Source organism: Oceaniglobus roseus (genome assembly GCF_002869745.1).
GTDB lineage: Bacteria > Pseudomonadota > Alphaproteobacteria > Rhodobacterales > Rhodobacteraceae > Oceaniglobus > Oceaniglobus roseus.
Genome location: NZ_PNOS01000012.1, coordinates 16,970 through 41,388, shown reverse-complemented (window position 1 = coordinate 41,388; position 24,419 = coordinate 16,970). Strand labels below are relative to the sequence as shown.

The window sequence follows — 24,419 nt, the reverse complement described above, 5'->3', positions numbered from 1 at the left end:
CCTCAGTCCGCGGACTTGCGCATGGCCTTCACGAGGCGCAGCAGCGACGCGGTGTCGGCAAGGTCGGGCTCCCCGGCCTCCTCGGTCAGGGCCTGGAGGTTGCGGATCTCCAGCAGGTCCGGGCGCACGATGTCGAGCAGGCCGTCGTCGGCCAGCGCATGAAGCGCCCGGCTGACCGATTCCACCCGGGTCCCGAGCAGGTGCGCCACGTCGGGACGGCTGAGCGGGATGCGCACCCGCACGGCCCGCCCGGATACGGTCACGAGGTGATCGACGGTCTGGAGCCGGGTGCAGAGCAGCAGCAGCAGTCCCGCCAGCCGCCCCCGCACCTTCGGATTGGCGAGGATGATCATCCAGTCACGGGCGCGGTCCAGTTCGGACAGCAGGTGCAGCAGCAGCAGCCGGTCCAGTTCGGGCGAGCGCAGCAGCAGCGCCTCGAACGCGGCGCGGGGGAAGGCGAGGATCTCGGCATCGGTCGCGGCCTCGATCGAGAAGTGCATGTTGCCGTTGAACACGCGCCCGAACAGGTCGCCCTCGACCAGGATCCCGACGATGTGCTGCCGGCCGTCGGGCAGGTCCTTCTGCATCCGCAGGATGCCCGTGCGGACGATGCAGGTGAAGCGGGACGGCGCGTCGGCCTCGACCACGGTCTGTCCGGCCTCGAAGGACCGCCGGACCACGATCGCCTGCAACTCCTTCAGGATCGGCTCCGGCAGCTCGTCGAATCCGGGCAGCAGCCGCAGGTTGGCAGAGGATTTCGACCCCGCGGCTTCTCTCGGCGTTTCCTGCATGGCGCGGTCCTCCCCTGATGTTTTCCGGATCCAGTGTCCACTCGGCCAGCCGATGGGCGAAGCGATCATTCGGCCGGACTCCCGACGCGATCGACCGAACGAGGGAGTCCGGTCCTGTCCGAAAGATTAACACGGATCACCCTGCGCATTGCGAAGGATCAATGCGCGGCACGGCCGGGCGTGGTTCACTGGAACCGGATCGCCACTGGGGGCAACATGCGCAGCGCGAGAACCTGGGCTCTGGTCATGAACGGAGTGCGCGCGCGCATCCTGCGCGGACTCGAGGATACCGACGGCGAGGACCAGATCGAGATCGTTCACCGCGCCGCGTCGATGCATCTGCGCGACGTCCTGACCGACAGGGCCGGGCGCAGCTTCTCCTCGGGGTCGGGCGGGCGGCGTTCGGCCATGGAGCCCGGCACCGATCCGATCCTGCGCGACATGCAGGACTTCGCCTCCGACATCTGCGAGGTCCTGGAACAGCATCGCAAGGCAGGGGCGTTCGCCCGGCTCGCCATCTTGGTCGAGCCACGGATGCTCGGCATCCTGCGGGCGCGGATGCCCGCGCCGCTGCACGAGTCGGTCGTGCTGGAACGGCCGATGAACCTGGTCGCCCTTCCCGAGAAGGAACTGCGCGAGCGCGTTCTCGATCTCGTGCGCAACAAAGCCTGACGCCCGCTGGGGGCCGGGTCAGAGGAGACGACCATGGAAACCGGAAGAACCGCCTTCGAAACCGCCGGCTGCGGCAAATGCCCGCTGAAGACGCTGCGCCTGTGCCGCTCGGTCTTCGGCCTTGCCGGCGGCGGGGTCCAGCCTCCCCTGCCCCGGCTGCGGCGCATCCCGGCGGAGGCCCGGCTGCAGGAAGAGGACGAGCTGCCGCGCGTCACCGGCGTGCTGCGCAGCGGGTTCCTGCGCACCGAGCGGATCCTGCGCGACGGACAGCGCACCGTCCTCGGCTTCCTCGCGCCCGGCGACCTTGTCGGCGATGTCGCCGGGATCCCCCGGGGCCCGGCCCTGGTCGCCGTCACCGACGCGGAGATCTGCGCCTTCGATCCCGCCGCGCTGCGCCGCGCGATGGCCAAGGACGCACCGTTCCACGCCACGGTGCTGGCCGACGTGATGCGGCAGCACATCCGCCAGCTCGAGATGGTGTGGCGGCGCGGGGCGCTCGGCAGCAGGGAGCGGATCGTCGCCTTCCTGGTCATGGCGACCGAGTTCATGCCCACCAAGACCCGAAAGGACGGCAGCCTGGTGCTGGACATGGTCGTCTCGCGCCGGGACTGGGCGGATTTCGCCTGCACCACGGTCGAGACGATCTGCCGGACTCTCGGCGACCTGGCCGAGCGGGGCCTGATCGCGCAGGAGTCGCCGGGACGATACCGGATCCGCGACCTCGCCGCCCTGGCCGAGCTGGCCCGGCTCGACCCGCTGCGCGACCCGAGGGCGATGATCCTGGACGCGACGGCCCAGCCTGCCCCGAAGGGGGGCGCACACCGCGCACCGAAGCCCGGCCGCCCCGCCGCCCTGAGGATGCCGGAGCGGAATGGCGCGCCGCGTCCGTTGCTGCCGTCGGCCCCTTGGGAGGGCCGCCCCTGAGGCCGGTGCGCCGCGCCGCAGCCTCCGGGCCCATCGGCGAACAGCCTCGGGGCAAACCCCCGGCCCCGCCGAGGTCGACGGGACCGGGGGCGGGCCTCATTCCTGCTTCTGGATCGACTCGAGGTATTCGGCCAGCGACAGGATGCGGCCGCGCACGATCACCTCGGCGGCATAGGGCCCGGCATCCTCGACCCCGTCCTTCATGAAGCGTTCGCCCCAGACCGGCATCGGCGTGCCGTGCGGCCCGACGCCGGAACGCCCGTCGATCACCTGGATGACGTGCAGCAGCGGGAAGACCCCGTCGTTCTTCCGCGCAAGCGCGGTCAGGTCCGGCGTCGACACGTTGAGATAGCGGGCCACCGGCCCGTCGCCGCGGGCGCTCTCGCCGTGGCAGGCCGAACAGTTGTACATGTATTCCTGGCGCCCGGCGTCCTCGGCACGGGCGCCTCCGGTTGCAAGGATCAGGGTCGCGGCCGCGATGGCCGCGCCAAGGGTGCGAAACGGCAGATGTTCTGGCATGGGGTATCCCTCTCAACGGAAGAAATGTCGCCCTCTCAGCCTGCGGGGGACCGCGCCTGCGGGCATTGACGACCATCATCGGAGGGGGTGCTGGGTCAGTCGGCGGCCACCGCGCCCGCCGCCTCGGCGCTGGCCAGGCACTCCGCCTCGCGGCCGCGCACCACGCGCCGCCCCGCCAGGGGCCCGCGGGTTTCGGTGACGACGGTGGACTGGCGCTCGGGCCCGTCGCCGCGGTGATGGAACAGCACCACCCAGTCGTCGGTCCGCCCGAGTTCATGGGCGCGCGCCGTGTTCGAGTAGAGCGCCGTGAGGTGCCAGTCGTCGATGCGGGTGTGCAGGATCGGCAGCCAGGCCGCGCCGGTCGGGTTGAACCGGCGCGGCGCGATCTGCCGAAGCTCACCGGCCGCGGCGCGGCGGCGATAGAGCGCGTCGGCCTTGAGCAGCAGCGAAACCGGCGGCTCGTCCCCCTCGGTCCGGGGCAGCGACGCACGGGGGATGCGCGACAGGCGCTGGTCCAGCGCGGCAAGGATCGCGGCCCGGCGCCGCGGTCCCACGCCTGCGACCCTGCCCTGCCGCAGCGCCGTCTCGAGCTCGGGCAGGGTGTCGGCGTCCAGAGTGTCGGCCAGCCGCTCGGCCAGCACCGGGCCGACGCCCGGGATCGTGGCGAACAGCCGCTCGGGCGTCAGCTCTCCCTCCAGGCGGTCGAGCTGGCGCCAGCCGCCGGTCGTCAGCATCTCGGCGATGGCGGCGGCGATGCCCCGGCCGATTCCGGGCAGGCGGATCAGGCCGTCGAGCCCGCCCTGCCGGTAGTGCTCGGCCAGGGGGCGCTCCAGCCGGTCGATCTCGTTCGCGGCGGTGCGGTAGGCGCGGATGCGGAAGCCGTCCTCGTCCTGCTGCTCCAGCAGGTCGGCGAAGCGGCGCAGCCATGCCGCGATCTGCGCGTCGCCGGGGATCTCCGCCGCCTGGTTTCCCGTCGTTCCGGTCATGGTCCCGCTTCTCCGGCTGCCGCCCTCCGCTGCCATCCAGTCTGCGCCGCGCCGCACGGCGTTCAATGACGGCCGTCAATGAGCGCCGCCCGCGCGGCGTCACAATGGGCCCCGGCCGCATTGGCCGCACATCTGGAGACACCGTCATGGACACGCGTCACTTTCAGGACTGGATCACGCTTCTCGCCGGGCTCTTCCTTGTCGTCACCCCGTTCCTGCTGTCGATCCCCGCGCAGGAGGGAGGGTCGACCTGGCTGCTCACCGTCAACTTCGTCGCCTCGGGGATTGCGGCGATCGTCCTCGCCCTCGCCGCGCTGACCGCGTTCCGCCAGTGGGAGGAATGGCTCGACATCGCGCTCGGCCTCTGGCTTGTCGCCTCGCCCTGGATCCTCGGCTTCAGCGACCTGAAGAACGCCGTCTGGGCCGCCGTGGGCGCGGGCGTCGTGATCGCCGCGATGGGGGCCTGGACCTCGTTCGAGGAGATGGGTCAGCACAGTGCCTGACCGCCGGGACCGCCGACGCGCGAAGGCAGCACCCTAGCGCCCGGCGGTCCGGACCGGCCCCGCGCGGAACCAGGCCCGCTTCAGCACCTCCGTCGCGGCGAGATAGGCGCCGACGATCGCGCCCCCGGCCAGCCAGACCGGCAGGGGCGGCGGCACCAGGCCGAAGGCGGCGGCGAGCGGACGGGTGAGGGTCAGGACGACAGCGGCTCCGGCCACGGCCGCGCTGAGCCAGAGCACCGCGGCCGCCGGGCGGCTCTGCAACAGCGGGCGCCGGGTGCGCAGGACCAGCAGCACCGCCAGTTCGGTCAGCAGCGAGATCAGGAACCACGCGGTCTGGAACAGCCCCTCGCCCGCGTGCAGCACGAAGGCGAGCAGGCCGAAGGTCAGCAGGTCGAAGGCGGTGCTGAGCAGCCCGAAGACCACCATGAAGTTGCGGATCGCCGCCATGTTCCAGCGCGGCGCCTGCGCCACCGCCTCGGGATCGACGCGGTCCCCGGCCAGCGCGAGCGCGGGGAGATCGGACAGGAAGTTGTTCAGCAGGATCTGCGCCGGGCGCATCGGCAGGAACGGCAGGAACACCGTGCCGATGGCCATGCTGATCATGTTGCCGAAATTGGCGCTGGTGGTGATCGAGATGTATTTCAGCGTGTTGGCGAAGGTGCGCCGACCGTCGACGATGGCCCCGGCGAGGATCCCGAGATCGCGGTCGAGCAGGACGATGTCGGCGCTTTCGCGGGCCACGTCCACCGCCTGGTCGACCGAGACGCCGACATCCGCCTGCCAGAGCGCCGGGGCGTCGTTGATCCCGTCGCCGAGATAGGCCACCGCGTGGCCGCGCCGCTGGAGCGCGCGCACGATGCGCTCCTTCTGCTGCGGATCGACCTCGGCGAAGACATGGGTGGTCTCGGCGAGGTGCCACAGCGCCTCGTCGCGGGTCCGGTTCAGGTCCTCTCCGGTCAGCACGGTGTCGGGCAGCCCCACGGCGCGGGCCACGTGACGGGCGACGTGGCGGTTGTCGCCGGTGATGATCCTCGTGGTTATGCCAAGCGCGGCGATCCGGCCCAGCACCTCGGCGATGCCCGGTTTCAGCGGATCGTCGAAGAGGAGGAAACCGGCGAAGGTCATCCCGCGCTCGTCCTCGACAGTGTAGTGCGGCCGCGCGTCCAGGACGCGGGTGGCCAGCGCAAGCACCCGCTGCCCGTCCTGCCCCCAGTCGGCGGCCCGGCCCGCGAGCCGTTCGCGGGTGCCGGGGTCAAGAGTTGCGGGGCCCGAGCCGTTTTCCACCGTCGTGCAGCACTCCAGCACCTCGGCGAAGGCGCCCTTGGTGATCATCAGGTGGCCGGGCGCCCCGTCCTGCCCGACCACGATGGACAGGCGCCGGCGCAGGAAGTCGTAGGGGATCTCGTCGATCTTCGCGCGCTCGGGAACGGCGAGGCCGCGCGCCTGCCCCGCGGCGAGGATCGCGGCGTCGAGCGGATTGTCGATCCCGGTCTCCAGCGCGGCGTTGAGCAGCGCCGCCACCATCACCGCCTGCGACGGCGCTCCTTCGGGGTCGAGCGCATCCGCGAGGATCACCGCGCCGGTCGTCAGCGTGCCGGTCTTGTCGGTGCAGAGCACGTCCACCGCGCCCAGGTTCTCGATCGCCACGGTGCGGCGCACGATGGCGCCGCGGCGTGCCAGGCGCCGCGCGCCGTCGGCCATGGTCACGCTGATGATCGCGGGCAGAAGCTCGGGCGTCAGACCGACGGCGAGGGCGACCGAGAACAGCAGGCTCTCGATCAGCGGCCGCCCGAGGACGAGATTGGCCGCCAGCACCAGCGTCACCACGACCGTCATCACCCGCGTCAGCAGCAGTCCGAAGCCCCTGATCCCCTGTTCGAAACCGGAGTCGGCGGGGCGGGCCATCGCGCGGGCGGCGATCCCGGCGTATGTCGTCCGCGCACCCGTCCGCAGCGCCAGCATCCGCGCCGTGCCGCTGCGCACCGAGGTGCCCTGGAAGACGGCGTTGGCGCGGGCCGAGATCGCCGCGTCGGGGGCGGAGAGGCCGGGCCGTTTTTCCACCGGCAGCGATTCTCCGGTCAGCGCGGCCTCGGTCACGAGGAAGTCGCGCGCCTCGATCACAACCCCGTCGGCGGGCACGAGATTGCCTGTCGCCAGCAGCACGATGTCGCCGGGCACCCCCGCCTCGGCGGCCACCGTGGCGGCGGCGCCGTCGCGCAGGACGCGCACGGTCAGCGCGAGGCGGGCGCGCAGGGCGGCGACGGAGGCCGAGGCGCGGTATTCCTGCGCGAAGCCGAGCAGCGTGCTGGCGGCGACGATGGCCAGGATGATCCCCGCCTCGGTCCATTCCCGCACCAGGACCGAGACGGCGGCGGCGAAGACAAGGATCAGCACCAGCGGGCTTTCGTACTGCCGGGCCAACAGGCGCAGCGCGGAGTGGCCCTCCCGCGCGGCGGTGCGGTTCGCGCCGACCTCGGCCAGTCGTGCCGCGGCGAGGGCCTGCGGAAGACCCTGCGGCCCGCTGCCGAGGTCCGCGAACAGCGTGGCGACGGGCCGGGACCACCAGGCCTCGGCCGCTTCACCCATGGGACACCGCGGCCGCGATCTGGGCCACCGGCTCTGCCGCCGACCGTTTCAACGGTGGAAAGTCCGCGGGCGTCAGGCTTTCCCGTTCGAGCAGCAGCTTCGCCCCGGCCTCGAGGTCGGCACGCCTGCGGCTCAGGATGGCGGTCGCCGTCGCGCGGGCCTCGGCGACGAGCCGGCGGATGGCGAGGTCGGCCTCGCGCGCGGTGTCCTCGGAGAAATCGCGCGACCGCGGCTCGCCCCTGCGGTCGCCGAGGAAGCGCAGCGTCTTCTCCTCCAGCACCACGGCGCCGATCCGTTCGTCCATGCCATGGCGCATGACGCATTCGCGGGCGATGTCCGTCACCTTGGCCAGATCGTCCGAGGCGCCGGTGGAGGCTTCGCCGAAGATCAGCTCCTCGGCCGCGCGCCCGCCCATCAGGACCGCCATCCGCTCCTTCAGCTCGGGCAGGGTGATCAGGAAGCGGTCCTCGGTCGGGCGTTGCAGCGTGAAGCCGAGCGCGCCGACCGAGCGCGGGATGATCGTGACCTTGTGCACCGGATCGGCCCCCGGCAGGCTGACGGCGACCAGCGCGTGGCCCATCTCGTGATGGGCGACGCGGGTGCGCTCGGCCGCGTTCATCACCCGCGTGCGCCGCTCGGCGCCCGCGACGATCCGCTCGACCGCGGCGGTGAAATCGGCGGCCGAGATGGTCTCGCCGCCCCGCCGCGTGGCGATGATCGCCGCCTCGTTCACCAGGGTGGCAAGGTCGGCGCCGGTGAAGCCCGGGGTCAGCCCCGCGATGTCGTCGAGGCTGACGGAGGGATCGAGCTTCACCTTGCGCGCGTGCACGGCGAGGATCTGCGCCCGCCCCGCCCGTTCGGGGCGGTCCACGACGATCTGGCGGTCGAACCGCCCCGAGCGCAGCAGGGCGGGGTCCAGGATCTCGGGCCGGTTCGTCGCGGCCAAGAGCACGATGCCCACGGTCGGGTCGAAGCCGTCGAGTTCGGACAGCAGCTGGTTCAGCGTCTGCTCCTTCTCGTCGTTGCCGCCGAAGCCGGACACGGCGCTCCGCGCGCGGCCGAGCGCATCGAGCTCGTCGATGAAGATGATGCAGGGCGCGGCCTGGCGGGCCTGCTCGAACAGGTCGCGCACCCGCGCCGCGCCGACGCCCACGAACATCTCGACGAACTCGGACCCCGAGATCGAGAAGAACGGCACCCCCGCCTCGCCCGCGATGGCGCGCGCCAGCAGCGTCTTGCCGGTGCCGGGCGGGCCGACCAGCAGGATGCCCTTCGGGATCCGCGCCCCGAGTCGGCCGTAGCGGTCGCGGTCGTTCAGGAACGACACGACCTCCTGAAGCTCGGCCTTCGCCTCGTCGACGCCCGCGACATCGGCGAAGGTCACGCCGGTCTGCCGCTCGACATAGACCTTGGCGCGGGACTTGCCGACGTTGACGAGCCCGCCGAGGCCCTGCCGCTCGGCGAAGCGGCGGAAGAAGACGGACCAGAGGGCGAAGAAGACGAGGATCGGCAGGATCCAGGACAGCAGCGTGGAGAGCCAGGTCTGGTCACGGGCGCCGGTGATCTGGACGTCGTATTTCGCCAGCTCCTCGGCAAAGGCCGGGTCGACGCGGACGGCCACGAATTCGGTCTTGCCGTTCACCGGCGTGCGGAAGCTGCCCGTCACCTCGGTATCGGAGACCGAGACCGAAGCGATCTGGCGGTCGTGCAGGTAGGTGACGAACTCGCCATAGCCGATCACCGCCGTGCGCGAGGCCGCCAGCCAGAGCTGGAGCGCCGTGACCAGCGCGAAGGCGATCAGGACATAGCCGAGGTTGAAGGCGTGCTTGCGGTTCATCTGTGCCATCTCCGCCCCCTGCCGCGGCTGTGTCCGGTTCTCATGCCGCGGGCCAGCCGACCGGCTGCACGAAGGTGGTGCGTTCGTGGTCGGGAAGGTCCAGGGCCGCGGCGATGGCCGGTTCGTCGAACCCGCCGACAAGGCAGGTGCCAAGCCCCCGCGCCGCGGCGAACAGATAGACGTTCTGCGCGACGATGGCGGCATCCACACGGGCGTGGTGCAGCCGCTCCGCGGGATCCTCGGCCGCGGTCAGGCGGCGCAGGTCGGCGATGTGGACCAGGCAGAGCGGCGCGGTGGCAACGAAGGGCTGCGGCGACAGGATCCCCCGGATGTCGGCGGCGTGGCGCAGGGTCATGCTGTCGTTCGCGGGGTCGTAGCGGGCGACGCCATCGGCCGACGCGACATGGATCACCGTCTCGGCCGCGCCATGCCACGACGGGGCGGTATGCAGCCCGACGGCCGGGCGATTGATCCCGAAGGCCGCCCACAGCAGCTCGGCCAGCAGGGCGGGATCCACCGGGCGGTCGGAGAAGCTGCGGGTCGACCGCCGCCGGCGCAGCGCCTCGGTCACGGTCAGCTCGCCCGTCTCCGAGGCGGCGGAAAGGTCGGGAATGGCGGCGACGCCGAGGGCGGTGCCGATCATCAGGCTCCGGCGCGACAGGCGGCCGGACGGCGAACGCGGTATCATGTGCGGCATGGCGGACCTCCGATCCTGCTGGCGAGGATGGGGCGTCCGGGGTGCCGCGGCATTGACGGCGGTCATCCGGTGCTGCCGAGAAGCGCGGCCAGACCCCGCTCCAGCCAGAGCGCGACGCCCGCGCGGTTCAGGTGATCGCTGTCGAAGTAGAACCGCGGCTCGGGGATCAGCGCGCCGTGGTCGAGCAGGGGCACGTCCAGCCGTGCGGCGAGGTCCGCGAGGCGGGCGTCGAGGCCGGGGATCACCGGCAGGCGCGCCCGTAAGCGGTCGGGAAGCGGCGGGAAGACCAGCGCGACCCTCGCGCCGTGGCGGCGGGCGAGACGGATCACCGCCTCGGTGTCGGCGAGGCCCTGCGCGATGGCCGCCTCGGACGGGGGGCCGGGATAGAGATAGGCGATGCGGGCGGCGTCGGCGGCGTCGGAAGGGCGCGGGGCGGTGTCGAAGCGGGCCTCGGCCTCCCAGCGGTCGGGCCGGAACCGCGTCCGGTCGTTGATCCGCGCGGCCCCCGCGGCCTGCGCGAGGAACACCGGCAGCGGCAAGCCGCGCGGCACCGCCCGGGCGAGCACGGCGAGCGTGCGCAGGTCGGCCGGGATCTTCGGCAGAAGGTCCGCGTCGCCAAGGCGCGCCGCGTTCCAGCGCGGGTCGGCGAAGGCGAAGGCGTCGATCACCAGCAGCACGCCCGCCGCCCCGCGGTCGGCGAAATAGCGCTCGGCCACCGTCCGCGTCACCGCGGGCCCGCCGCCCGCGACGGCGAGGGTCAGAGTGCTGCGCCCCGTCGCCGTGCGGAGGGTCTCGGGCACGTTCGCGAAGCCCAGCGGCAGGGCGTGGGAGGCGCCGAGGACGATCCAGTCGGACCGCTCGGGGGCATGGGCGATGCGGAAGAACGGGTTGCGGTCCCCGTGGGTCTCCAGCACACGGCCCGACCAGAGGAACAGCCCGGCGTATAGAAGCAGCCCCAGCCCGAGGAAGGCCGCGATGCGCCGGGGGCGCCAAGGCTCTTCAGAATCCGGCATAGATGAACCCCGTCGCCTGCCACCGCCCCATCAGCAGCAGCGCCGCGAGCCCGGCATAGAGACCGCCCCAGCGCAACGGCAGCGGGGCGGCGGCGATACGCTCGGCCAGGGGGATGCGCCCGGTCAGGATCCCGGCCGCGAGAAGGCCGAGGATCGGCACCGCGCCAAGCTGCTGCTCGGCACTGAACGGATAGGCCGGGAGGAGGTGCGGCAGGTCGGGCAGCGCCCCCGCGATCCGCCCGAGGATCACCAGCGCCTCGGCAGGGGTCGCGGCGCGGAAGAAGACCCAGGTCAGCAGGATCAGGTGGAAGGTCAGCAGCCCCCGGAGGAGGCGCGATGTCCGGCCCTGCGGCGCGGGCAGCCAGAGCTCGGCGATCACGAAAAGGCCGTTCAGCGCCCCCCAGACGACGAAGCCCCAGCCGACGCCGTAGCCGAGCCCGGCGTGCCAGAGGCCCGAGAGCAGGAAAACCGCCATCACGTTCGCCGCCTGCCGCGCCCGGCCGTGGCGGCTGCCGCCGAGGGGGATGTAGACGTAATCGCGGAACCAGTGGCCCAGCGTGATGTGCCAGCGCGAGGACCAGAATTCTCCCACAGTCGGTGAGAAGTAGGGGTGGGCGAAGTTCCGCGACAGCCGCAGGCCCACCAGCGCCGAGAGGCCCAGCGCGATGTCGGTGTAGCCCGAGAAGTCGCAGTAGATCTGGAAGGCGAAGAAATAGCTCGCCACCAGCAGGTCGACCGGCGTGGCATAGGCGGGGACGCCGTAGGCGGCATCGACCACCGGGGCGAGCGCATCCGCGATCACCAGCTTCTTCACCAGTCCCGAGATCAGCAGCGCGAGGCCGAGCCGCGCCAGTCCGGGACGAAGCGCGATCTGCGGGAATTGCGGGATCAGGTGTCCGGCGCGCTCGATCGGCCCGGCGAGGAGCTTCGGAAACCACGCGAGATGCAGGACGCGCCCGGCGATGCCGCCCGCCGCCCCCGGCCCTGCGCTGTCGGCGACCAGCGCGATGGCGGTCAGCACGAGGAAGGACAGGCCGGGCGGCGCGTCCGGGTCGGGCAGGCCGAGGGTGTCGGCGAACTTCGCCCAGACGAGCAGCTCAAGGAGGGCGGCGATGCCGACGCCCCGCCAGAGGCGCGTCCCCCCGGCCGCCGCGAGGGCCAGGGCCGCGATGCCGCCGAGCCAGAGCAGCCGGATCGGATCCCCCGTCCCGTAGAACCACAGGCTGACCGCGATCAGCCAGGCGAGCCGGAAACGGCGGGGCAGAAGCGCGACACCGGCGAGGACGAGGGCGAGGAAGGGCCAGAAGATCGCGGAGGTATATGCCACCGGCCCGCCCCGTCAGTAGGACGCCCCTCCGGCGCGCAGCTCGGGCGGGATGACGTCGATGGGCAGGCCCGCGTTGACGGCGAGGTAATCGGCCAGCTGTTCGCGCTCGGCCGCCCCCAGCGGGATCTCGACATGGCTGGTGCGGCCCAGCGTGGCGAGCCAGGCGTCGCGCGTGCGGGCCTGGGTGACGGTCACGGTGATGATGTGGCAGGACTGGCAGCGGGCCAGCATCATGTCGCGCCCGTCCGTGGGCAACTCCGCCCCCGGTGCGATCGCGCCCGTGTAGGCAAGGTAGTCGGCCAGCGTCTGCCGCTCCCAGTCGTCGAGACCGGAGAGCGCGGCATCCGCGCTTTCGGCGAAGAACGCACTCCACTCGACGGCCGGGCGGGCCGTGGCGATGGCGGCGGCAAGCTCCGCATCGCCCGCGGCGAGGCCGCGTTCGAGCAGCGTGCGTCCCCCCGGCGGGATGAAGGCGAAGAGGTCGTCGCCCTGCTGTGCCGACCCGGCTCCGGCAAGGATGGAAAGGACGAGCGGCAGGACGTAGGAGCGGGGTGTCATCGCGACGATCCTCGGGTCAGAAGCGCAGTTCGGGCGGCACGTCCTGAAGTCGCATCGGCATGTTCAGCGCGGAATAGTCCGCGAAGAGCTCGCGTTCCTCGGGCGTGACCTCGATCTCCTTGTGGAACGGCGAGGCGAAGACCGAGAGCCAGCCCGCCCGGTCGCGCCGCTGCATCAGGTATCCCGTGAACAGCGAATGGCAGGACAGGCAGTTGGTCAGGGCAAGGTCGCGCCCGTCGGGCGGCAGCTCTCCCGAGGGGTCGGCGGCACGGGGCGCGATCACGGACAGGTAGGCGGCAAGGGTCGCCCGGGGCTTCTCGCCGAGGGCGGGGGCGCGCGTGGCGATCTCGTCCCGCCAGGCGTGTTCGCTCATGTCCTGCGACAGCGCCCAGATCCGCGAGGGGGGGGGCGGGGAAGACCTCGCCGAAGCTGCCCCGCCCACCGTCCGGCAGGAAACCGAAGGTGTCGGTCTGGGCCGCGACCGCCGCGACGCAGAGCGCGACGGACGCGCAGGCGAGGAGTGTCCGGGCGCCGCGGATCATTCCGCCCCCCCGGGTTCGGTGTAGTCGAGCACGGGCACGATCATCCGGTCGGCCACCCGCGCGCCGGTGAACCCCGCCGCGCGGATCCGGTCCAGCCCCAGCGCGGTGCGGTCGGCGACGTATTCCTCGCCGCAGACCGGGCAGACCAGCGCCGGGATGGCGCGGATGACCACGAGTTCCTCGCCACGCCAGAAGGCGCTGCGGATACTCGCCTCGGTCAGCAGTCCCGTCCCGCAGCGGTCGCACGGGACGTTCGCCCCCTCGACCAGCGCGGCATCCTGGACGTCCTGAAGTGTCATCTTCATCGCTCACACCATCCGCCGGGCCGCGTCCGCGATCCGCGTCGCGTCGGGGCGCATCCAGGTGAACATCTCGGGCGAGGCGGGCGGCGGCGCGTCGGAGAAGGCGATGCGGCGGAACCGGGCGCCCTCGACGTTCTCGGCGCAGCGGGCCACGACCTCGGCCGCGGGGCCGAGCGTGTAGTAGCTCTGGTCGACCGCCAGCAGGCGGCGGGTCTTGGCGACCGAGGTGACGAGGGTCTCGGTGTCCATCTCCTTCAGCACCCGCAGGTCGATGACCTCGACCGACATGCCTTCGCCGGTCAGCGTCGCGGCGGCCTCCAGCACCTCGGGCATCCCCGCGCCCGACCCGACGATGGTCAGGTCGCTGCCCTCCTGCCGCACGGCGGCCTTGGTCAGCGGCACCTCGTAGGGCGCGTCAGACACCTCCTCGGACAGCATCCGCAGGCCCGCGGGATAGAGGAACACCACCGGGTCCGGGCTGCGCAGCGCGGCGTGCATCATCCCCTTGGCGTCGTAGGGGGTCGAGGGGACCACGGTGCGCACGCCCGCGATGTGGGCATAGATCGTGTCGACCTCGTAATCGCTGTGCTGGCCCGCGAAGCCCGGGGTCTGGCCGGTCATCTCGATCACGAAGACCACCGGCATCGAGGCCCTGCCACCGGACATGCTGCGCAGCTTGCCCGCGTGGTTCTGGATCACCTGGTAGGGCATGCCGGCCCCCTGGTAGGGGATGTAGGTGGCGGCCTTCGACCCGGCGAGCCCGGCGCCGGGCACGGCGGAGGCCATCCAGTTCTCGTCGATGCCGGTGTTGACCACCCGGCGGCGGCCGAACTCGGTCTCGAGGTTGATCACCGGCATCCCGGCGTTGGTGGCGACCGGCGGGGTCAGCTCGAAGATCCAGGTCATCGCCGGATCGTTGCGCATCTCCCACTGGACGGCCTCCAGCACCGAATACATCCAGGTCTTCTCGGTCATGGCTGTTTCCCCTGTCAGGCGACCTGGCGAGGCATGACCTCGCCTTCGGCAAAGACGTGTTTCAGACCGTCCTCGGGATTGCAGAGCGGCTGCCCGGCGGCCCAGGCGAAGGCGGCGTCGACCTCGGCGCGCACCTCGGCCTCCATGGCGTCGGCGGCCTCGGCCGTGAGCACTCCCCAGTCGATCAGCGTGGCCCGCGCGATGTCGACCGGGTCGCGCTGCATCCAGGCGCGCACCTCGCGCTCGGGGCGGAACGAGGTGATGGCGAGCGGGTCGTAGCCGAAGGCGCCGAGCTTGCCGACCTCGGCGCCGGGCGCGCCCAAGTGGTTGTAGTAGCGATAGGTCTTGGCCTCGATGAAGGTCGGACCGCCACCCGCGCGGGCGCGGTCCACCGCCTCCTTCGCGGCGTTGTAGACCTGGAACACGTCCTGCCCGTCCACCACCCGCGCCGGGATCCCGTAGGCCCGCGCGGCGTCGGCGATGTCGGTGTGCGGGCAGGAGTACGAATAGTGCGCGTACTGGTGATAGAGGTTGTTTTCCAGCACGTAGATGAAAGGCAGGTCGAGAAGCCTGGCGTTGTTCAGCGCCGAGTGGAAATGCGGCGTGGCATAGGTGCCGTCGCCGCCGAAGACGACCGAGACCTGGTCCGAACCCCGCGCACGGAAGGCGAAGGCCGAGCCGGTGGCGATCACGTGGCCGGGGCCGATCATGCCGTCGGCGCCGATGAAACCGACCGAGGGGTCGGAGATGTGCATCTCGGCGGCGTACCCGCCGTTCAGCCCGGTGGCGCGGAAGTCCATCTCGGCCTGCATCTTCGCCATGTCCACGCCCTTGGCCAGCGCGTGGCCGGTGGGGCGGTGGGTGGAATAGACGAGGTCGATCTGCTCGAACGGGCCATCGTTCCTCAGCGCCGCGCAGACTCCTGTGGCGACCGCCTCCTGCCCCGCGTAGAAGTGGTTGTAGGCGCGGTAGGACGGATCGCTCAGCATCCTGTCGGCCATCGTCCGTTCGTGCCAGCGGATGCGCAGGATGGTGCGCAGCATCCCGGCGAGCCTGTCGTCCGGCAGGTCCATGGCGAAATAGCCGATCTGCCCGTCCGCCCTTGCGACGTGCCCCGCCAGCCCGGCGGCAACCCCGGCCAGCCCCGCCACCCTGAGGAAGCCGCGCCGACTGAGGCCGGTTCTTCCGTCGTCCTCCCCGCCCCTGCGGGGCCTGTTCGCGATCTCGCTCCCGATCTCCATGACGCCGCCTCCCTTCCGCGATGCAGGGTCCAGCCTGGATCGGATCCGGCCGGGCGGCATTGACGGCGGACAACGGCGCGCCGGAGGCGCACCGCCGCGCCGATGACAGCCGTCAATGCGAAGCGCCGCCTGCGGGCGGAGTGTCCGCAAGTGCCGCAGTGGCCACGCAGAACGGAGCATCCCATGGACGCGAAATCGAAACCGAAACCGACCAAGTCCGGCAAGCCGTCGGCGCCCCTGTCCTCATCGTCGTCACCGTCACCGTCCTCGGCCAAGCCCGAGACGAAGAAGCCGGGCAAGTAGAGAGCCATCGTCCCCGTCCCCCGGGGCGGGAACCACAACCGGCACAGGAGGACCGGCCATGACCAGACGCAGCATCGTACTCGTGCTGTTCGACACGACCGAGGCGGAGGCGCTGATCGCCCGTGCGGCGGATGTCGCGCTCGGCTTCGAGGCGCACCTGACCGCCCTGCATCCGTTCAACCCCGTGATGCTGACCGTCGGCGCGGGGGTCGAGCCGATGATCTTCCAGTCGATGCTGGACTGGGAGGAGACGGAATCGAAGACCATCCGCGCGGCCTTCGAGGAGGCGCTGCGGCGCAACGGGCTCGAGGGCGAGTTCCGGGCGCAGTCCGGCCTCTACGGGTCGGAGGCCTTCCTGCTGGGCGGGGTCCGGGCCGCGGATTTCGTGCTGATCGGCGCCACGGCGGGGCGGTCGCCCGACGACCGGGTGCTGGCCCACCGGATCGTGCGGCAGGCCGGGCGCCCGGTGCTGGTGCTGGGGCCCGGGGCGGAGCTGAAGGCGCCCGCGACGCGGATCGTCATCGGCTGGACCGAGACCCGCGAATCGACGCGCGCCGCCCATGACGTGCTGTCGCTCGCCGCGCCGGGGGCCGAGATCACGCTGGTCGCGCTGCACGTCCACGCCGACGAGGTGCAACCGGGCCTGACCGGGCGCGAGGACCTGGCCGTGGCGCTGGACCGGGCCGGGTTCAAGGTGACCACGATGGATCGCCCCGCCGCGGCCGACGAACGCCCCGAGACGCTGGTCCGCCTGGCGCGCGAGGGCAATGCCGAGCTGCTGGCGACGGGCGCCTTCGGCCATTCGCAGATCTACGACATGCTGGTGGGCGCCGTGACGCGCGACCTGCTGGACAGCGCGCCGCTGCCGATCCTGCTGTCCTGCTAGGCGGGCCGCCCCCGCTGCACGGCGGCCACGCACAAACGGAAAAGCCCGGGCGCGCTCTGCTCGCCCGGGCTTCCCTCCCTACTGCCATCAGTCGTGACGGCGCAGCGCCAGCCCCAGCACCAGGCCGAAGCCGATCACGCCCAGAAGCCCCGTGGCCCAGGCCGCGGGATGGTCGCGGACGCTGCGCTCGGCCTGCTTCTCGAGCAACGCGATCCGCCGCTCGGCGTCCTGCATCGCCCGCCGCCCCTCGTCGGCGACCCGGTGCGCGTCCTCGTTCACTTCCTCGCCCAGTTCGGCCAGGCGCGTCCGCCCGAAGGTGCGCAGCGCCTTGCCGAGGTCGAGGACGGCCTGCCGCATCGCGCGCAGGTCCTCCGACACGTCGGAGCCCTCCATGCCTTCCGCGTTGTCCTTTGCCATCATCCGATCCTCCCGCTCTCAGGCGCCGATGGTGATGTGATCGACGACATGGGCCACGCCCGGCGCCGCCCAGGCGGCCCGCTCGGCCGCGTCGCGCTCGGCCCAGTTGCGCACCCGGCCCTCCAGCGTCACCCGGCTGTCGCTCACCTGCACCTGGATCCGCTTCGCCTCCAGCTCTGCATCCCGCTTCAGCGCGTTCTCGATCCGCTGGCGGACGTCGGTCGGGCTGACCTTCGGCTTGATCTCGATCAGGTTGCCGACGCCCTTGACGCCCGAGATCGACTGAACAGCCTTCTCGGCGGCCATCTTCTGATAGTACCAGTCCACCTTGCCGCTGAGGCTGATATAGGCGTTCTCCACCTTCACCTGCACGCGGTCCCGCGGCACCGAAGCGTTCCAGGTCAGCGAGTTGACCGCGCGCTTGGCGATCTCGTCGTCGGCGGTCAGGTGGCTGCCGAGCGGGCGCACCTCGATCTCCTGCGCGATCGCGCGCACGCCCTTCACGCGCTTGACGATGTTCTCCGCCTGGCGCTTCTCGGCATAGGTGCGGACGTGGCCGGTGAGCGTCACGGTGCCGTCCTCGACGGTGACGCCGATCTCCGCCGCGTCGATGCTGGGCTCGTACTCGAGCTCGTCGAGAACGTCCTGTCTGAGGTCGATATCCTTCATTTCAAGTCTCCGCTTGCTGATTGCCTGTCGATGCGACGTGCACGCCGCAAGACTGCCGCGCGGGGCGCCGCCGCTCATTGACGGCGGACAACGGGCCTGACCCGGCGGAGTGGCGCCTGGGCGGAGAGCCCGTTGTCGCGGATCAATGATCGCTTGGCGCGGTGGCCCAGACTTGTGTCATGCGGTCCCGTGTCACGGGGAGACGGGACCGCGCCAATGGCTACAGGAGGTTCGACCCATGCAACGGATGCACTGGCAGGATGCCGTGACCCTGCTCACGGGACTGGCGATCGTCATCGCCGCCCTTTTCCTCAGGATTCCGCCGCCCGAAGGCGTCAGCCTGGCGCCTGCGATCTGGAACATCGTCCTTTCGGGGCTCGCCGCGACCGGCCTCGCCGTTGCCGCACTGCGCCGGTTCCGCGACTGGGAGGAGGTGGCGCAACTGGTGCTCGGGCTGGGGCTGATCGCGGCGCCCTTCGTCATGGGCTATTCCGCGATCAGGGCGCTGACATGGCTTTCGGTCGGGGGCGGTCTGGTCGTTGCGGTGATGGCGCTGTCGGTGCTGATCCGCCCCTCGCCCACCAGCATCTACTGAGCCGACACACCGGGGCGGCGGGAGACCGCCCCGGTGCCGGTCGGTCCCTGCCGACCGGCAAGCGGCAGGGGCAACGCGAAGGGTCGTCGGGGTCGGACGATCCAGCCGGGTCGCCCCGATGTCTCGGCCCTCCGCCCGACGACCCCCGATCTCCAGGTCTCGTCGCTTTCCCGGTGCCTCGTCTCGCGGCCAGTGTCCTTCGACGCTTCCCGTCGGGTCTTCTCCGGCTCCGCTCCTCCTGTCGACAGGCTCAGACTGCGCGATTCGCGGCGCCGTGACATTGACGGCGGACAACGGCGTGAACTGCGCGGTGATCGCGGTCAATGCGACGCCCCCCGGAAGCCGCGAGGATGGGAACATGAAAAGGGACCGACCGGCATGGACGACACGGGAGAGATCGCGCGCACCCTCGGCCTGACGCCGGGGCGGCGCAGGCGCCGGGCGGGGATCGCAATGGCGGTCGGCGTGCCGGTGCTTGCCGCGCTGCTCTGGCTGGGCTTCGGGATGACGCGGGGCGGCGCCGACGGCGGCTACCTGACGGCCCCGGTCCGGCGCGGCGGCCTCACGGTCACCGTGACCGCGACCGGCACGGTCGAGCCGACGAACCTCGTCGACATCTCCAGCACCCTCTCGGGCGCCGTGGCGGAGGTGAACGTCGACTTCAACGACAGCGTCGATGTGGGCACCGTGCTCGCCACGCTCGACACCCGCAAGCTGAAAGCCGAACTGGCCATCGCCCGGGCCGCGCTGGAGACGGCGACGGCCCATGTCGCGGTCGCCCGGGCCTCGCTGGACCAGGCGCGCGCCGATTTCGAGATCGCGAAGGCGCTCGAGCGGCGCGGCGTCACCTCGCGCCAGACCTATACCGCGCAGGAGGCCGCCCTGCGCCGCGCCGAGGCCGAGCTTCAATCGGCCGAGGCCGACCGCGACCTTGCCGCCGCCACGCTGGACCTGCACCAGGCCGACCTCGACAACGCCTGCATCTGTTCGCCGATCCGCGGCGTGGTGCTGCAACGGGCGATCGACCCCGGGCAGGTCGTCGCCGCCGCCCTCGCCGCGCCGGTGCTGTTCACCGTCGCCGAGGACCTGCGGGAGATGCAGCTTCAGGTCGACATCGACGAGGCCGACATCGGTCGCGTAAAGGTGGGCGACCGGGCCAGCTTCACCGTCGAGGCCTACGACGAAAGGCGCTTCCCCGCGACGATCTCGGAGCTGCGCTTCGCCGCCGAGGTGGTGAACGGCGTCGTCAGCTACAAGGCGATCCTGGACGTCGACAATGCCGACATGCTGCTGCGCCCCGGCATGACCGCCACCGCCGAGATCACGGTGGCCGAGGTGGCCGACGCGCTGATCGTGCCCAACGCCGCGCTGCGCTATGCGCCCGCGCAGGCGACGGAGCAGGGGTCGGACGGCGGACACAGCGGGCTTCTGGGGATGCTGATGCCCTCGGTCACGCCGCCCCCCGTCCCCCTGTCGCCGGGCGGCGGGGCTCTGTGGATGCTGCGCGACGGCCAGCCGGTGCAGGTCGAGATCCGACCGGGCGAGACCGACGGGACCGTCACCCGGATCCTCGACGGCGCGGTGGTGGAGGGCGACAGCGTCATCGTCGGACAGAGAGATGGCTGAGCCTCCCGTGATCGTGCTGGAGCGGATCAGCCGCGTCTACGGCACCGGGGAGATCGCGGTGCGCGCGCTCGACGGCATCGACCTGACCGTGCGGGCCGGGGAGTTCATCGCCATCATGGGGCCGAGCGGGTCGGGCAAGTCCACGGCGATGAACGTCATCGGCTGTCTCGACACCCCGAGTTCGGGGAATTACCGCTTCATGGGGGTCGAGGTCGCCGGGCTGACGCGGGACCAGCGCGCGCTGCTGCGCCGCCACTACATCGGCTTCGTGTTCCAGGGCTACAACCTGCTGCCGCGCACAAGCGCCCTGCAGAACGTGGAGCTGCCGCTGATCTATCGCGGCCGCGGGCGGGCCGAGCGGCAGAAGGCGGCGCTGGAGGCGCTGGCCCGGGTCGGGCTGGAATCGCGCGCGGCGCACGATCCCGGGCGGCTTTCGGGCGGCCAGCAGCAGCGCGTCGCCATCGCGCGTGCGCTGGTGGGGGCGCCGAAGATCATGCTGGCGGACGAGCCGACCGGCAACCTCGACACCCGCACCTCGGTCGAGATCATGGAGATGCTGCGCGGGCTGAACCGCGAGGGCGGGCTGACCATCGTCATGGTGACCCACGAGCCGGACATGGCGCGCTATGCCGACCGGCTGATCTGGATGGTCGACGGGCGGATCGCGCGCGACGAGCCCACGCCCGGGATCGCCTGAGATGCTGGCCGAGACGCTGCGCCTGGCCGTGCAGGCGATCTTCCGCAACGCCCTGCGCTCGGCGCTGACCATGCTCGGCATCGTGATCGGCGTGGCCAGCGTGATCGCCATGGTGACGGTCGGGCGGGGCTCGACGGAACAGGTGGCCTCCGACGTCCGCAAGCTCGGCACCAACGTCGCGATCGTGGTGCCGGGCCAGGGGGCGATGCGCGGCGGGCCCCATGTCGGCACCGCGCCGATGTTCACCCTGCGGATCAACGACGCGGTCGAGGCGGGCGTCGCGGCCGTCGCCGTGTCGGCGCCGATCAGCCAGACGCGGGAGCGGGCGATCTTCGGCAGCGCCAACCGCATGACCGAGGTGGTGGGCACGGACAACCGCTATTTCGAGGCCGCGCGCTGGCAGGTCGCCGCGGGCCGGCTGTTCGAGGAAGGCGAGGTCCGGGCGGGCCGCACCCTCTGCATCCTCGGCGAGACGCTGCGGCAGGCGCTGTTCGGCAGCGGCGATCCGGTGGGCGCGACGATCCGGATCGGCGCCCTGTCCTGCCGGGTGATCGGCCTGCTGCGCTCCAAGGGCGCCTCGACCTTCGGCGCGGACCAGGACGATTTCGTGATCCTGCCGCTCGCCGCCTTCCAGCGCCGCATCGCGGGCAACAGCGACGTACAGACCCTCTATGTCTCGATCCGCGAGGGCGCCGCGGTCGATGCCGCGCGCGAGGAGATCACCCGGCTGATGCGCGAGCTGCGCCGGATCGGCCCCGGCGAGGACGACGATTTCGAGGTGCTGGACACGCGCCAGTTCGCCACGATGCTGACGGGGATCACCGGCATCCTCACGGGCCTGCTTTCGGCGGTCGCCGCGGTCAGCCTGCTGGTCGGCGGCATCGGGATCATGAACATCATGCTGGTCTCCGTCACCGAGCGCACGCGCGAGATCGGCATCCGGCTGGCCATCGGCGCGCAGGCGCGCGACGTGCTGGCGCAGTTCCTGATCGAGGCGATCATCCTGTCGATGCTTGGCGGTGTCGTCGGCATTCTCGCGGGACTGGGACTGGGGCTTGCGGGGGCGCGCATGCTGTCGGTGCCGTTCGCGCCGGACCCGCTGACGGTGCTCGTCTCCTTCGGCTTCTCGGCCCTCGTCGGCATCATCTTCGGCTTCTTCCCCGCCCGCCGTGCCGCCCGCATGGACCCGATCGAGGCGTTGCGCCACGAGTGAGCGTTTCCGTCCCCCCACCCTGCCCCGCCGGGGTCAGTCCTGCGCGACGCGGGCCTCGCGCGACCCGTCGCCGCCGGGTTTCGACCGGACGCGCGCCGCCTCCGGCAGGGGCTCCGGCGCGGCGGCCGGTGACGGTGCCGACGGGTTCTCGCCTCCCTGCGCGAAGACCCCGCCCATGGACTGCTGCGCATGGTCGGCCAGCCGCGCCATCAGGTCGCGCGTCTCGTTCATGTCGGCGGCCAGGCGCTCCATGCTGCCGGTCACCCAGGCGTCGCAGATCGCCGACATCTGCGAGGGCGTGCGGCAGGCGCCGATCCGGCCCAGGGCTTCCAGCCCGGTCTCGAGCGCCTGCTGGCGGCGTTGCAGCCAGGACGCCCACAGTGTCCGGCTGCCCTCCAGCCATTCGGCCTGCCCCTCCCGGAGCGCGTGCATCGGTGCCTGCCAGGCGGCCGTCACCTCGCCCGGCAAGCCGGCGAGAAGGTTCGGCGCCTCGGCCGGTCGTCTTGATTGGGGTTTCATCGCTTGGTTCCTTCCGTTCAGGATGGTTCAGGTTTCGTGGACATAGCGGCCGGGCGCGGGCTCCAGCGGCGGAAAGCCCTTGGCGGCGGCACCCATGGAGGGCGGCGGACCGAGACCGCCCGCCCGCTCGCCAAGCCACGCCAGCCACGCGGGCCACCACGAACCGTCACGCACCGGCGCCGTGGCCTGCCAGGTTTCGGGATCGGTGTACCGTCCGCCCGCCGGGTGCCGTCCCAGCCGGTAGTGCCGCCCGGGGTGGCCCGGAGGACTGACGATCCCGGCGTTGTGGCCGCCGCTCGTCAGCAGGAAGGTCACGTCCAGTTCCTCGTGCAGGGTGATCTTGTAGACCGACCGCCAGGGCGCGACGTGGTCGCGCTCGGTCGCCACGACGAAGAGCGGCGCGCGGATGTCGCCGAGGATCACCGGCTTCCCCTCGACGTCGAAGCGGCCCTCGAACAGGTCGTTGGACAGGAACAGGCGGCGCAGGTACTCGCCGTGCATCCGGTAGGGCATCCGCGTCGCGTCGGCGTTCCAGGCCATCAGGTCGGTCATCGCCGCCCGCTGCCCCAGCAGGTAGTCGCGCACCAGCCGCGACCAGATCAGGTCGTGCGATCGCAGGAGCTGGAACGCGCCCGCCATCTGCCGCGTGTCGAGGTATCCCTGGTCCCACATCACGTCCTCGAGGAAGGCCAGCTGGCTGTCGTCGATGAACAGCGTCAGCTCCCCGGCCTCCGTGAAATCGGTCTGCGCCGCCAGCAGCGTGACCGAGTTCAGCACGTCCTCCCCGTCGCGGGCGAGAAGCGCGGCCGCGATGGCGAGCAGCGTGCCGCCGAGGCAGTAGCCGACGGCATTCACCCGCCCCTCGGGCACCACCGCGCGGATCGCCCGCAGCGCCTCGAGGATGCCGAGCCGCAGGTAGTCGTCCATGCCGAGGTCGCGGTCCGCCGCATCGGGATTATGCCACGAGACCATGAACACCGTGTGCCCCGCCGAGACGAGGTTCTGCACCAGCGAGTTCTCCGGCGACAGGTCAAGGATGTAGTATTTCATGATCCAGGCCGGGACGATCAGCACCGGGTCCGCATGGACCGAGGGGGTCGCGGGCGCGTACTGGATCAGCTCCATCAGGCGGTTGCGGTGGATCACCTGGCCCGGCGTGACCGCCACCTCGCGCCCCGGCCGGAACGCCTCGGCCCCGATCGGGGGCTTGCCGCCCAGCGCGCGCTCCCAGTCGGCCCAGAAGTTCATCGCGCCACGGACCAGGTTCTGCCCGCCCTCGCGCAGGGTCGCCGCCAGCACCTCGGGATTCGTGGCGGGGAAATTCACCGGCGACACGGTGTCGAGCAGCTGCCGCGTCATGAAGGCGACGACGCGCTCGTGGTGGGCCGAAACGCCGCTAACTCCCGTCATGGCGCTGTGCCACCACTGCTGGTTCAGCAGGAACGCCTGGTGGATCACGTTGAACGGCGGCGCCTGCCAGCCCTCGGCCGCGAAGCGGCGGTCCTGGGGCAAGGGCTCGATGCAGCGCGGACAGGCCGTCCCGGCGGCCAGCTGCGACGCGTAGCCCAGAAGGCGGACGCCCTTCCGGCCCGCTTTCTCGGCCAGCTGCTGGACCTTGCCGGGGGAGGCCGCGAGATGCACCGCCCAGTCCGCATAGGCGAGCCACAGCGCGGCGGGGGAAAGCCCGCCGGTGGTGCGGGCCAGCATGGCGTGGAGCAGCCGGTCGGCGCTGGTCGGCGGATCGGGCCGGTCGGTCGGCTCCGGCGCGGGGGCAGCGGAGAGGTGGTGCGTCCCCCCCTCCTGCGCACCGGGCAGGACGGCGCGCATCGCCTGCGCCCAGGCGTCCCAGGGCGCGGGGCCCCAGGGCCAGAGGGGCGAGGCGGGGACACTCTTGCGCCCGGCCGCCGCATCCGGGGCCGCGGTCCCGGCGTCCGGTCTGGCTGTCGTGCAGGTGCATGGGGCGGGCAGGCTTCGCGGCATCGTTTCTCCCGATCTGGTCGATCCCCGCCGCCGCACCGCAC

Annotated in this window: 25 protein-coding genes; 8 read left to right on the top strand and 17 right to left on the bottom strand. The window is 71.7% G+C overall.

The window, feature by feature from the left end:
• Positions 1-2 precede the first annotated feature (2 nt).
• Entirely contained in the window at positions 3-791 is a 789-nt protein-coding gene (locus A7B20_RS07990; RefSeq protein ID WP_172960976.1) for a Crp/Fnr family transcriptional regulator, read from the bottom strand.
• Between the two features lie 216 nt (positions 792-1,007).
• Between A7B20_RS07990 and A7B20_RS07985 the strand changes: the two genes are divergently transcribed.
• The gene (locus A7B20_RS07985; RefSeq protein WP_102108041.1) at positions 1,008-1,463 is read left to right on the top strand and encodes a host attachment protein; all 456 of its coding nucleotides are present in this window, start codon (positions 1,008-1,010) and stop codon (positions 1,461-1,463) included.
• A gap of 33 nt (positions 1,464-1,496) precedes the next feature.
• Positions 1,497-2,387: a Crp/Fnr family transcriptional regulator gene (locus A7B20_RS07980; RefSeq protein ID WP_102108040.1), complete on the top strand. Its 891-nt coding sequence runs from the start codon at positions 1,497-1,499 to the stop codon at positions 2,385-2,387.
• Between the two features lie 96 nt (positions 2,388-2,483).
• Here A7B20_RS07980 and A7B20_RS07975 read toward each other — a convergent pair whose 3' ends face one another.
• On the bottom strand, positions 2,484-2,906 hold the full coding sequence (locus tag A7B20_RS07975; protein ID WP_245866690.1) for a c-type cytochrome: 423 nt from the start codon (positions 2,904-2,906) through the stop codon (positions 2,484-2,486).
• Positions 2,907-3,001: 95 nt separating this feature from the next.
• Positions 3,002-3,892: a nucleotidyltransferase family protein gene (locus A7B20_RS07970; RefSeq protein WP_102108039.1), complete on the bottom strand. Its 891-nt coding sequence runs from the start codon at positions 3,890-3,892 to the stop codon at positions 3,002-3,004.
• Positions 3,893-4,038: 146 nt separating this feature from the next.
• Here A7B20_RS07970 and A7B20_RS21200 point away from each other — a divergent pair, with 146 nt between their 5' ends.
• Complete coding sequence (locus A7B20_RS21200; RefSeq protein ID WP_157937628.1) at positions 4,039-4,395, top strand: SPW repeat protein; 357 nt, start codon at positions 4,039-4,041, stop codon at positions 4,393-4,395.
• Between the two features lie 33 nt (positions 4,396-4,428).
• On the opposite strand, the gene mgtA is transcribed toward A7B20_RS21200, so the two are convergent.
• From mgtA to A7B20_RS07915, 10 genes are all read right to left on the bottom strand, one after another.
• Positions 4,429-6,981 (bottom strand): magnesium-translocating P-type ATPase, encoded by a 2,553-nt coding sequence (gene mgtA / locus A7B20_RS07960; protein WP_102108037.1) that lies wholly within the window; start codon positions 6,979-6,981, stop codon positions 4,429-4,431.
• Positions 6,974-8,827 (bottom strand): ATP-dependent zinc metalloprotease FtsH, encoded by a 1,854-nt coding sequence (ftsH, locus tag A7B20_RS07955; RefSeq protein WP_425437133.1) that lies wholly within the window; start codon positions 8,825-8,827, stop codon positions 6,974-6,976. The genes mgtA and ftsH overlap by 8 nt, the downstream gene beginning before the upstream one ends.
• Before the next feature lie 31 nt (positions 8,828-8,858).
• Complete coding sequence (locus tag A7B20_RS07950; protein WP_157937627.1) at positions 8,859-9,515, bottom strand: nitroreductase family protein; 657 nt, start codon at positions 9,513-9,515, stop codon at positions 8,859-8,861.
• Positions 9,516-9,577: 62 nt separating this feature from the next.
• Complete coding sequence (locus tag A7B20_RS07945; protein ID WP_102108035.1) at positions 9,578-10,528, bottom strand: SGNH/GDSL hydrolase family protein; 951 nt, start codon at positions 10,526-10,528, stop codon at positions 9,578-9,580.
• Positions 10,515-11,855, bottom strand: a complete 1,341-nt coding sequence (locus tag A7B20_RS07940) for an MBOAT family O-acyltransferase (protein ID WP_102108034.1) — start codon at positions 11,853-11,855, stop codon at positions 10,515-10,517. The genes A7B20_RS07945 and A7B20_RS07940 overlap by 14 nt, the downstream gene beginning before the upstream one ends.
• 12 nt (positions 11,856-11,867) lie before the next feature.
• Positions 11,868-12,413: a hypothetical protein gene (locus A7B20_RS07935; RefSeq protein WP_102108033.1), complete on the bottom strand. Its 546-nt coding sequence runs from the start codon at positions 12,411-12,413 to the stop codon at positions 11,868-11,870.
• A 16-nt stretch (positions 12,414-12,429) separates the two neighbouring features.
• Positions 12,430-12,786 carry a hypothetical protein gene (locus A7B20_RS07930; RefSeq protein WP_102108032.1) on the bottom strand — a complete coding sequence of 119 codons (357 nt, stop codon included), beginning with the start codon at positions 12,784-12,786 and terminating at the stop codon, positions 12,430-12,432.
• Positions 12,787-12,951: 165 nt separating this feature from the next.
• On the bottom strand, positions 12,952-13,260 hold the full coding sequence (locus tag A7B20_RS07925) for a type II toxin-antitoxin system MqsA family antitoxin (protein WP_102108031.1): 309 nt from the start codon (positions 13,258-13,260) through the stop codon (positions 12,952-12,954).
• Positions 13,261-13,263: 3 nt separating this feature from the next.
• Positions 13,264-14,232, bottom strand: coding sequence for an alpha-ketoacid dehydrogenase subunit beta (locus A7B20_RS07920; protein WP_102108030.1), 969 nt, complete (start codon positions 14,230-14,232; stop codon positions 13,264-13,266).
• A 14-nt stretch (positions 14,233-14,246) separates the two neighbouring features.
• Positions 14,247-15,473 (bottom strand): thiamine pyrophosphate-dependent dehydrogenase E1 component subunit alpha, encoded by a 1,227-nt coding sequence (locus tag A7B20_RS07915; RefSeq protein WP_102108029.1) that lies wholly within the window; start codon positions 15,471-15,473, stop codon positions 14,247-14,249.
• A gap of 361 nt (positions 15,474-15,834) precedes the next feature.
• Between A7B20_RS07915 and A7B20_RS07910 the strand changes: the two genes are divergently transcribed.
• The gene (locus A7B20_RS07910) at positions 15,835-16,662 is read left to right on the top strand and encodes a universal stress protein (RefSeq protein WP_102108028.1); all 828 of its coding nucleotides are present in this window, start codon (positions 15,835-15,837) and stop codon (positions 16,660-16,662) included.
• A gap of 87 nt (positions 16,663-16,749) precedes the next feature.
• On the opposite strand, the gene A7B20_RS07905 is transcribed toward A7B20_RS07910, so the two are convergent.
• Together A7B20_RS07905 and A7B20_RS07900 are read right to left on the bottom strand one after the other, a co-directional pair.
• On the bottom strand, positions 16,750-17,079 hold the full coding sequence (locus tag A7B20_RS07905) for a hypothetical protein (RefSeq protein WP_157937626.1): 330 nt from the start codon (positions 17,077-17,079) through the stop codon (positions 16,750-16,752).
• Positions 17,080-17,097: 18 nt separating this feature from the next.
• Positions 17,098-17,748 carry a BON domain-containing protein gene (locus tag A7B20_RS07900; protein ID WP_102108026.1) on the bottom strand — a complete coding sequence of 217 codons (651 nt, stop codon included), beginning with the start codon at positions 17,746-17,748 and terminating at the stop codon, positions 17,098-17,100.
• A gap of 238 nt (positions 17,749-17,986) precedes the next feature.
• Here A7B20_RS07900 and A7B20_RS07895 point away from each other — a divergent pair, with 238 nt between their 5' ends.
• The 4 genes from A7B20_RS07895 (at position 17,987) to A7B20_RS07880 (ending at position 21,879) form a co-directional block, all read left to right on the top strand.
• Positions 17,987-18,343 (top strand): SPW repeat domain-containing protein, encoded by a 357-nt coding sequence (locus A7B20_RS07895; RefSeq protein WP_157937625.1) that lies wholly within the window; start codon positions 17,987-17,989, stop codon positions 18,341-18,343.
• 378 nt (positions 18,344-18,721) lie between these two features.
• Positions 18,722-19,969, top strand: coding sequence for an efflux RND transporter periplasmic adaptor subunit (locus tag A7B20_RS07890; protein WP_102108024.1), 1,248 nt, complete (start codon positions 18,722-18,724; stop codon positions 19,967-19,969).
• A complete protein-coding gene (locus tag A7B20_RS07885) occupies positions 19,962-20,666 on the top strand; it encodes an ABC transporter ATP-binding protein (protein WP_102108023.1) in 705 nt (234 codons plus the stop codon). Before A7B20_RS07890 ends, A7B20_RS07885 begins: the two co-directional genes overlap by 8 nt.
• Before the next feature lies 1 nt (position 20,667).
• Positions 20,668-21,879 carry an ABC transporter permease gene (locus A7B20_RS07880; protein WP_102108022.1) on the top strand — a complete coding sequence of 404 codons (1,212 nt, stop codon included), beginning with the start codon at positions 20,668-20,670 and terminating at the stop codon, positions 21,877-21,879.
• A gap of 33 nt (positions 21,880-21,912) precedes the next feature.
• On the opposite strand, the gene A7B20_RS07875 is transcribed toward A7B20_RS07880, so the two are convergent.
• Together A7B20_RS07875 and A7B20_RS07870 are read right to left on the bottom strand one after the other, a co-directional pair.
• On the bottom strand, positions 21,913-22,398 hold the full coding sequence (locus A7B20_RS07875) for a phasin family protein (protein WP_102108021.1): 486 nt from the start codon (positions 22,396-22,398) through the stop codon (positions 21,913-21,915).
• A gap of 27 nt (positions 22,399-22,425) precedes the next feature.
• Positions 22,426-24,225 (bottom strand): PHA/PHB synthase family protein, encoded by a 1,800-nt coding sequence (locus tag A7B20_RS07870; protein ID WP_102108020.1) that lies wholly within the window; start codon positions 24,223-24,225, stop codon positions 22,426-22,428.
• Positions 24,226-24,419: the final 194 nt, after the last annotated feature.

Coding starts and splice junctions, on each gene's coding strand:
- A7B20_RS07920 (WP_102108030.1), bottom strand. CDS start 14,232: ATGACCGAGAAGACCTGGATGTATTCGGTGCTGGAGGCCGTCCAGTGG.
- A7B20_RS07990 (WP_172960976.1), bottom strand. CDS start 791: ATGCAGGAAACGCCGAGAGAAGCCGCGGGGTCGAAATCCTCTGCCAAC.
- A7B20_RS07980 (WP_102108040.1), top strand. CDS start 1,497: ATGGAAACCGGAAGAACCGCCTTCGAAACCGCCGGCTGCGGCAAATGC.
- A7B20_RS07945 (WP_102108035.1), bottom strand. CDS start 10,528: ATGCCGGATTCTGAAGAGCCTTGGCGCCCCCGGCGCATCGCGGCCTTC.
- A7B20_RS07970 (WP_102108039.1), bottom strand. CDS start 3,892: ATGACCGGAACGACGGGAAACCAGGCGGCGGAGATCCCCGGCGACGCG.
- A7B20_RS07930 (WP_102108032.1), bottom strand. CDS start 12,786: ATGAGCGAACACGCCTGGCGGGACGAGATCGCCACGCGCGCCCCCGCC.
- A7B20_RS07985 (WP_102108041.1), top strand. CDS start 1,008: ATGCGCAGCGCGAGAACCTGGGCTCTGGTCATGAACGGAGTGCGCGCG.
- A7B20_RS07880 (WP_102108022.1), top strand. CDS start 20,668: ATGCTGGCCGAGACGCTGCGCCTGGCCGTGCAGGCGATCTTCCGCAAC.
- A7B20_RS07895 (WP_157937625.1), top strand. CDS start 17,987: ATGCAACGGATGCACTGGCAGGATGCCGTGACCCTGCTCACGGGACTG.
- A7B20_RS07870 (WP_102108020.1), bottom strand. CDS start 24,225: ATGCGCGCCGTCCTGCCCGGTGCGCAGGAGGGGGGGACGCACCACCTC.
- A7B20_RS07915 (WP_102108029.1), bottom strand. CDS start 15,473: ATGGAGATCGGGAGCGAGATCGCGAACAGGCCCCGCAGGGGCGGGGAG.
- A7B20_RS07875 (WP_102108021.1), bottom strand. CDS start 22,398: ATGAAACCCCAATCAAGACGACCGGCCGAGGCGCCGAACCTTCTCGCC.
- mgtA (WP_102108037.1), bottom strand. CDS start 6,981: ATGGGTGAAGCGGCCGAGGCCTGGTGGTCCCGGCCCGTCGCCACGCTG.
- A7B20_RS07925 (WP_102108031.1), bottom strand. CDS start 13,260: ATGAAGATGACACTTCAGGACGTCCAGGATGCCGCGCTGGTCGAGGGG.
- A7B20_RS07910 (WP_102108028.1), top strand. CDS start 15,835: ATGACCAGACGCAGCATCGTACTCGTGCTGTTCGACACGACCGAGGCG.
- A7B20_RS07900 (WP_102108026.1), bottom strand. CDS start 17,748: ATGAAGGATATCGACCTCAGACAGGACGTTCTCGACGAGCTCGAGTAC.
- A7B20_RS21200 (WP_157937628.1), top strand. CDS start 4,039: ATGGACACGCGTCACTTTCAGGACTGGATCACGCTTCTCGCCGGGCTC.
- ftsH (WP_425437133.1), bottom strand. CDS start 8,827: ATGGCACAGATGAACCGCAAGCACGCCTTCAACCTCGGCTATGTCCTG.
- A7B20_RS07950 (WP_157937627.1), bottom strand. CDS start 9,515: ATGCCGCACATGATACCGCGTTCGCCGTCCGGCCGCCTGTCGCGCCGG.
- A7B20_RS07975 (WP_245866690.1), bottom strand. CDS start 2,906: ATGCCAGAACATCTGCCGTTTCGCACCCTTGGCGCGGCCATCGCGGCC.
- A7B20_RS07935 (WP_102108033.1), bottom strand. CDS start 12,413: ATGACACCCCGCTCCTACGTCCTGCCGCTCGTCCTTTCCATCCTTGCC.
- A7B20_RS07905 (WP_157937626.1), bottom strand. CDS start 17,079: ATGGCAAAGGACAACGCGGAAGGCATGGAGGGCTCCGACGTGTCGGAG.
- A7B20_RS07885 (WP_102108023.1), top strand. CDS start 19,962: ATGGCTGAGCCTCCCGTGATCGTGCTGGAGCGGATCAGCCGCGTCTAC.
- A7B20_RS07890 (WP_102108024.1), top strand. CDS start 18,722: ATGGACGACACGGGAGAGATCGCGCGCACCCTCGGCCTGACGCCGGGG.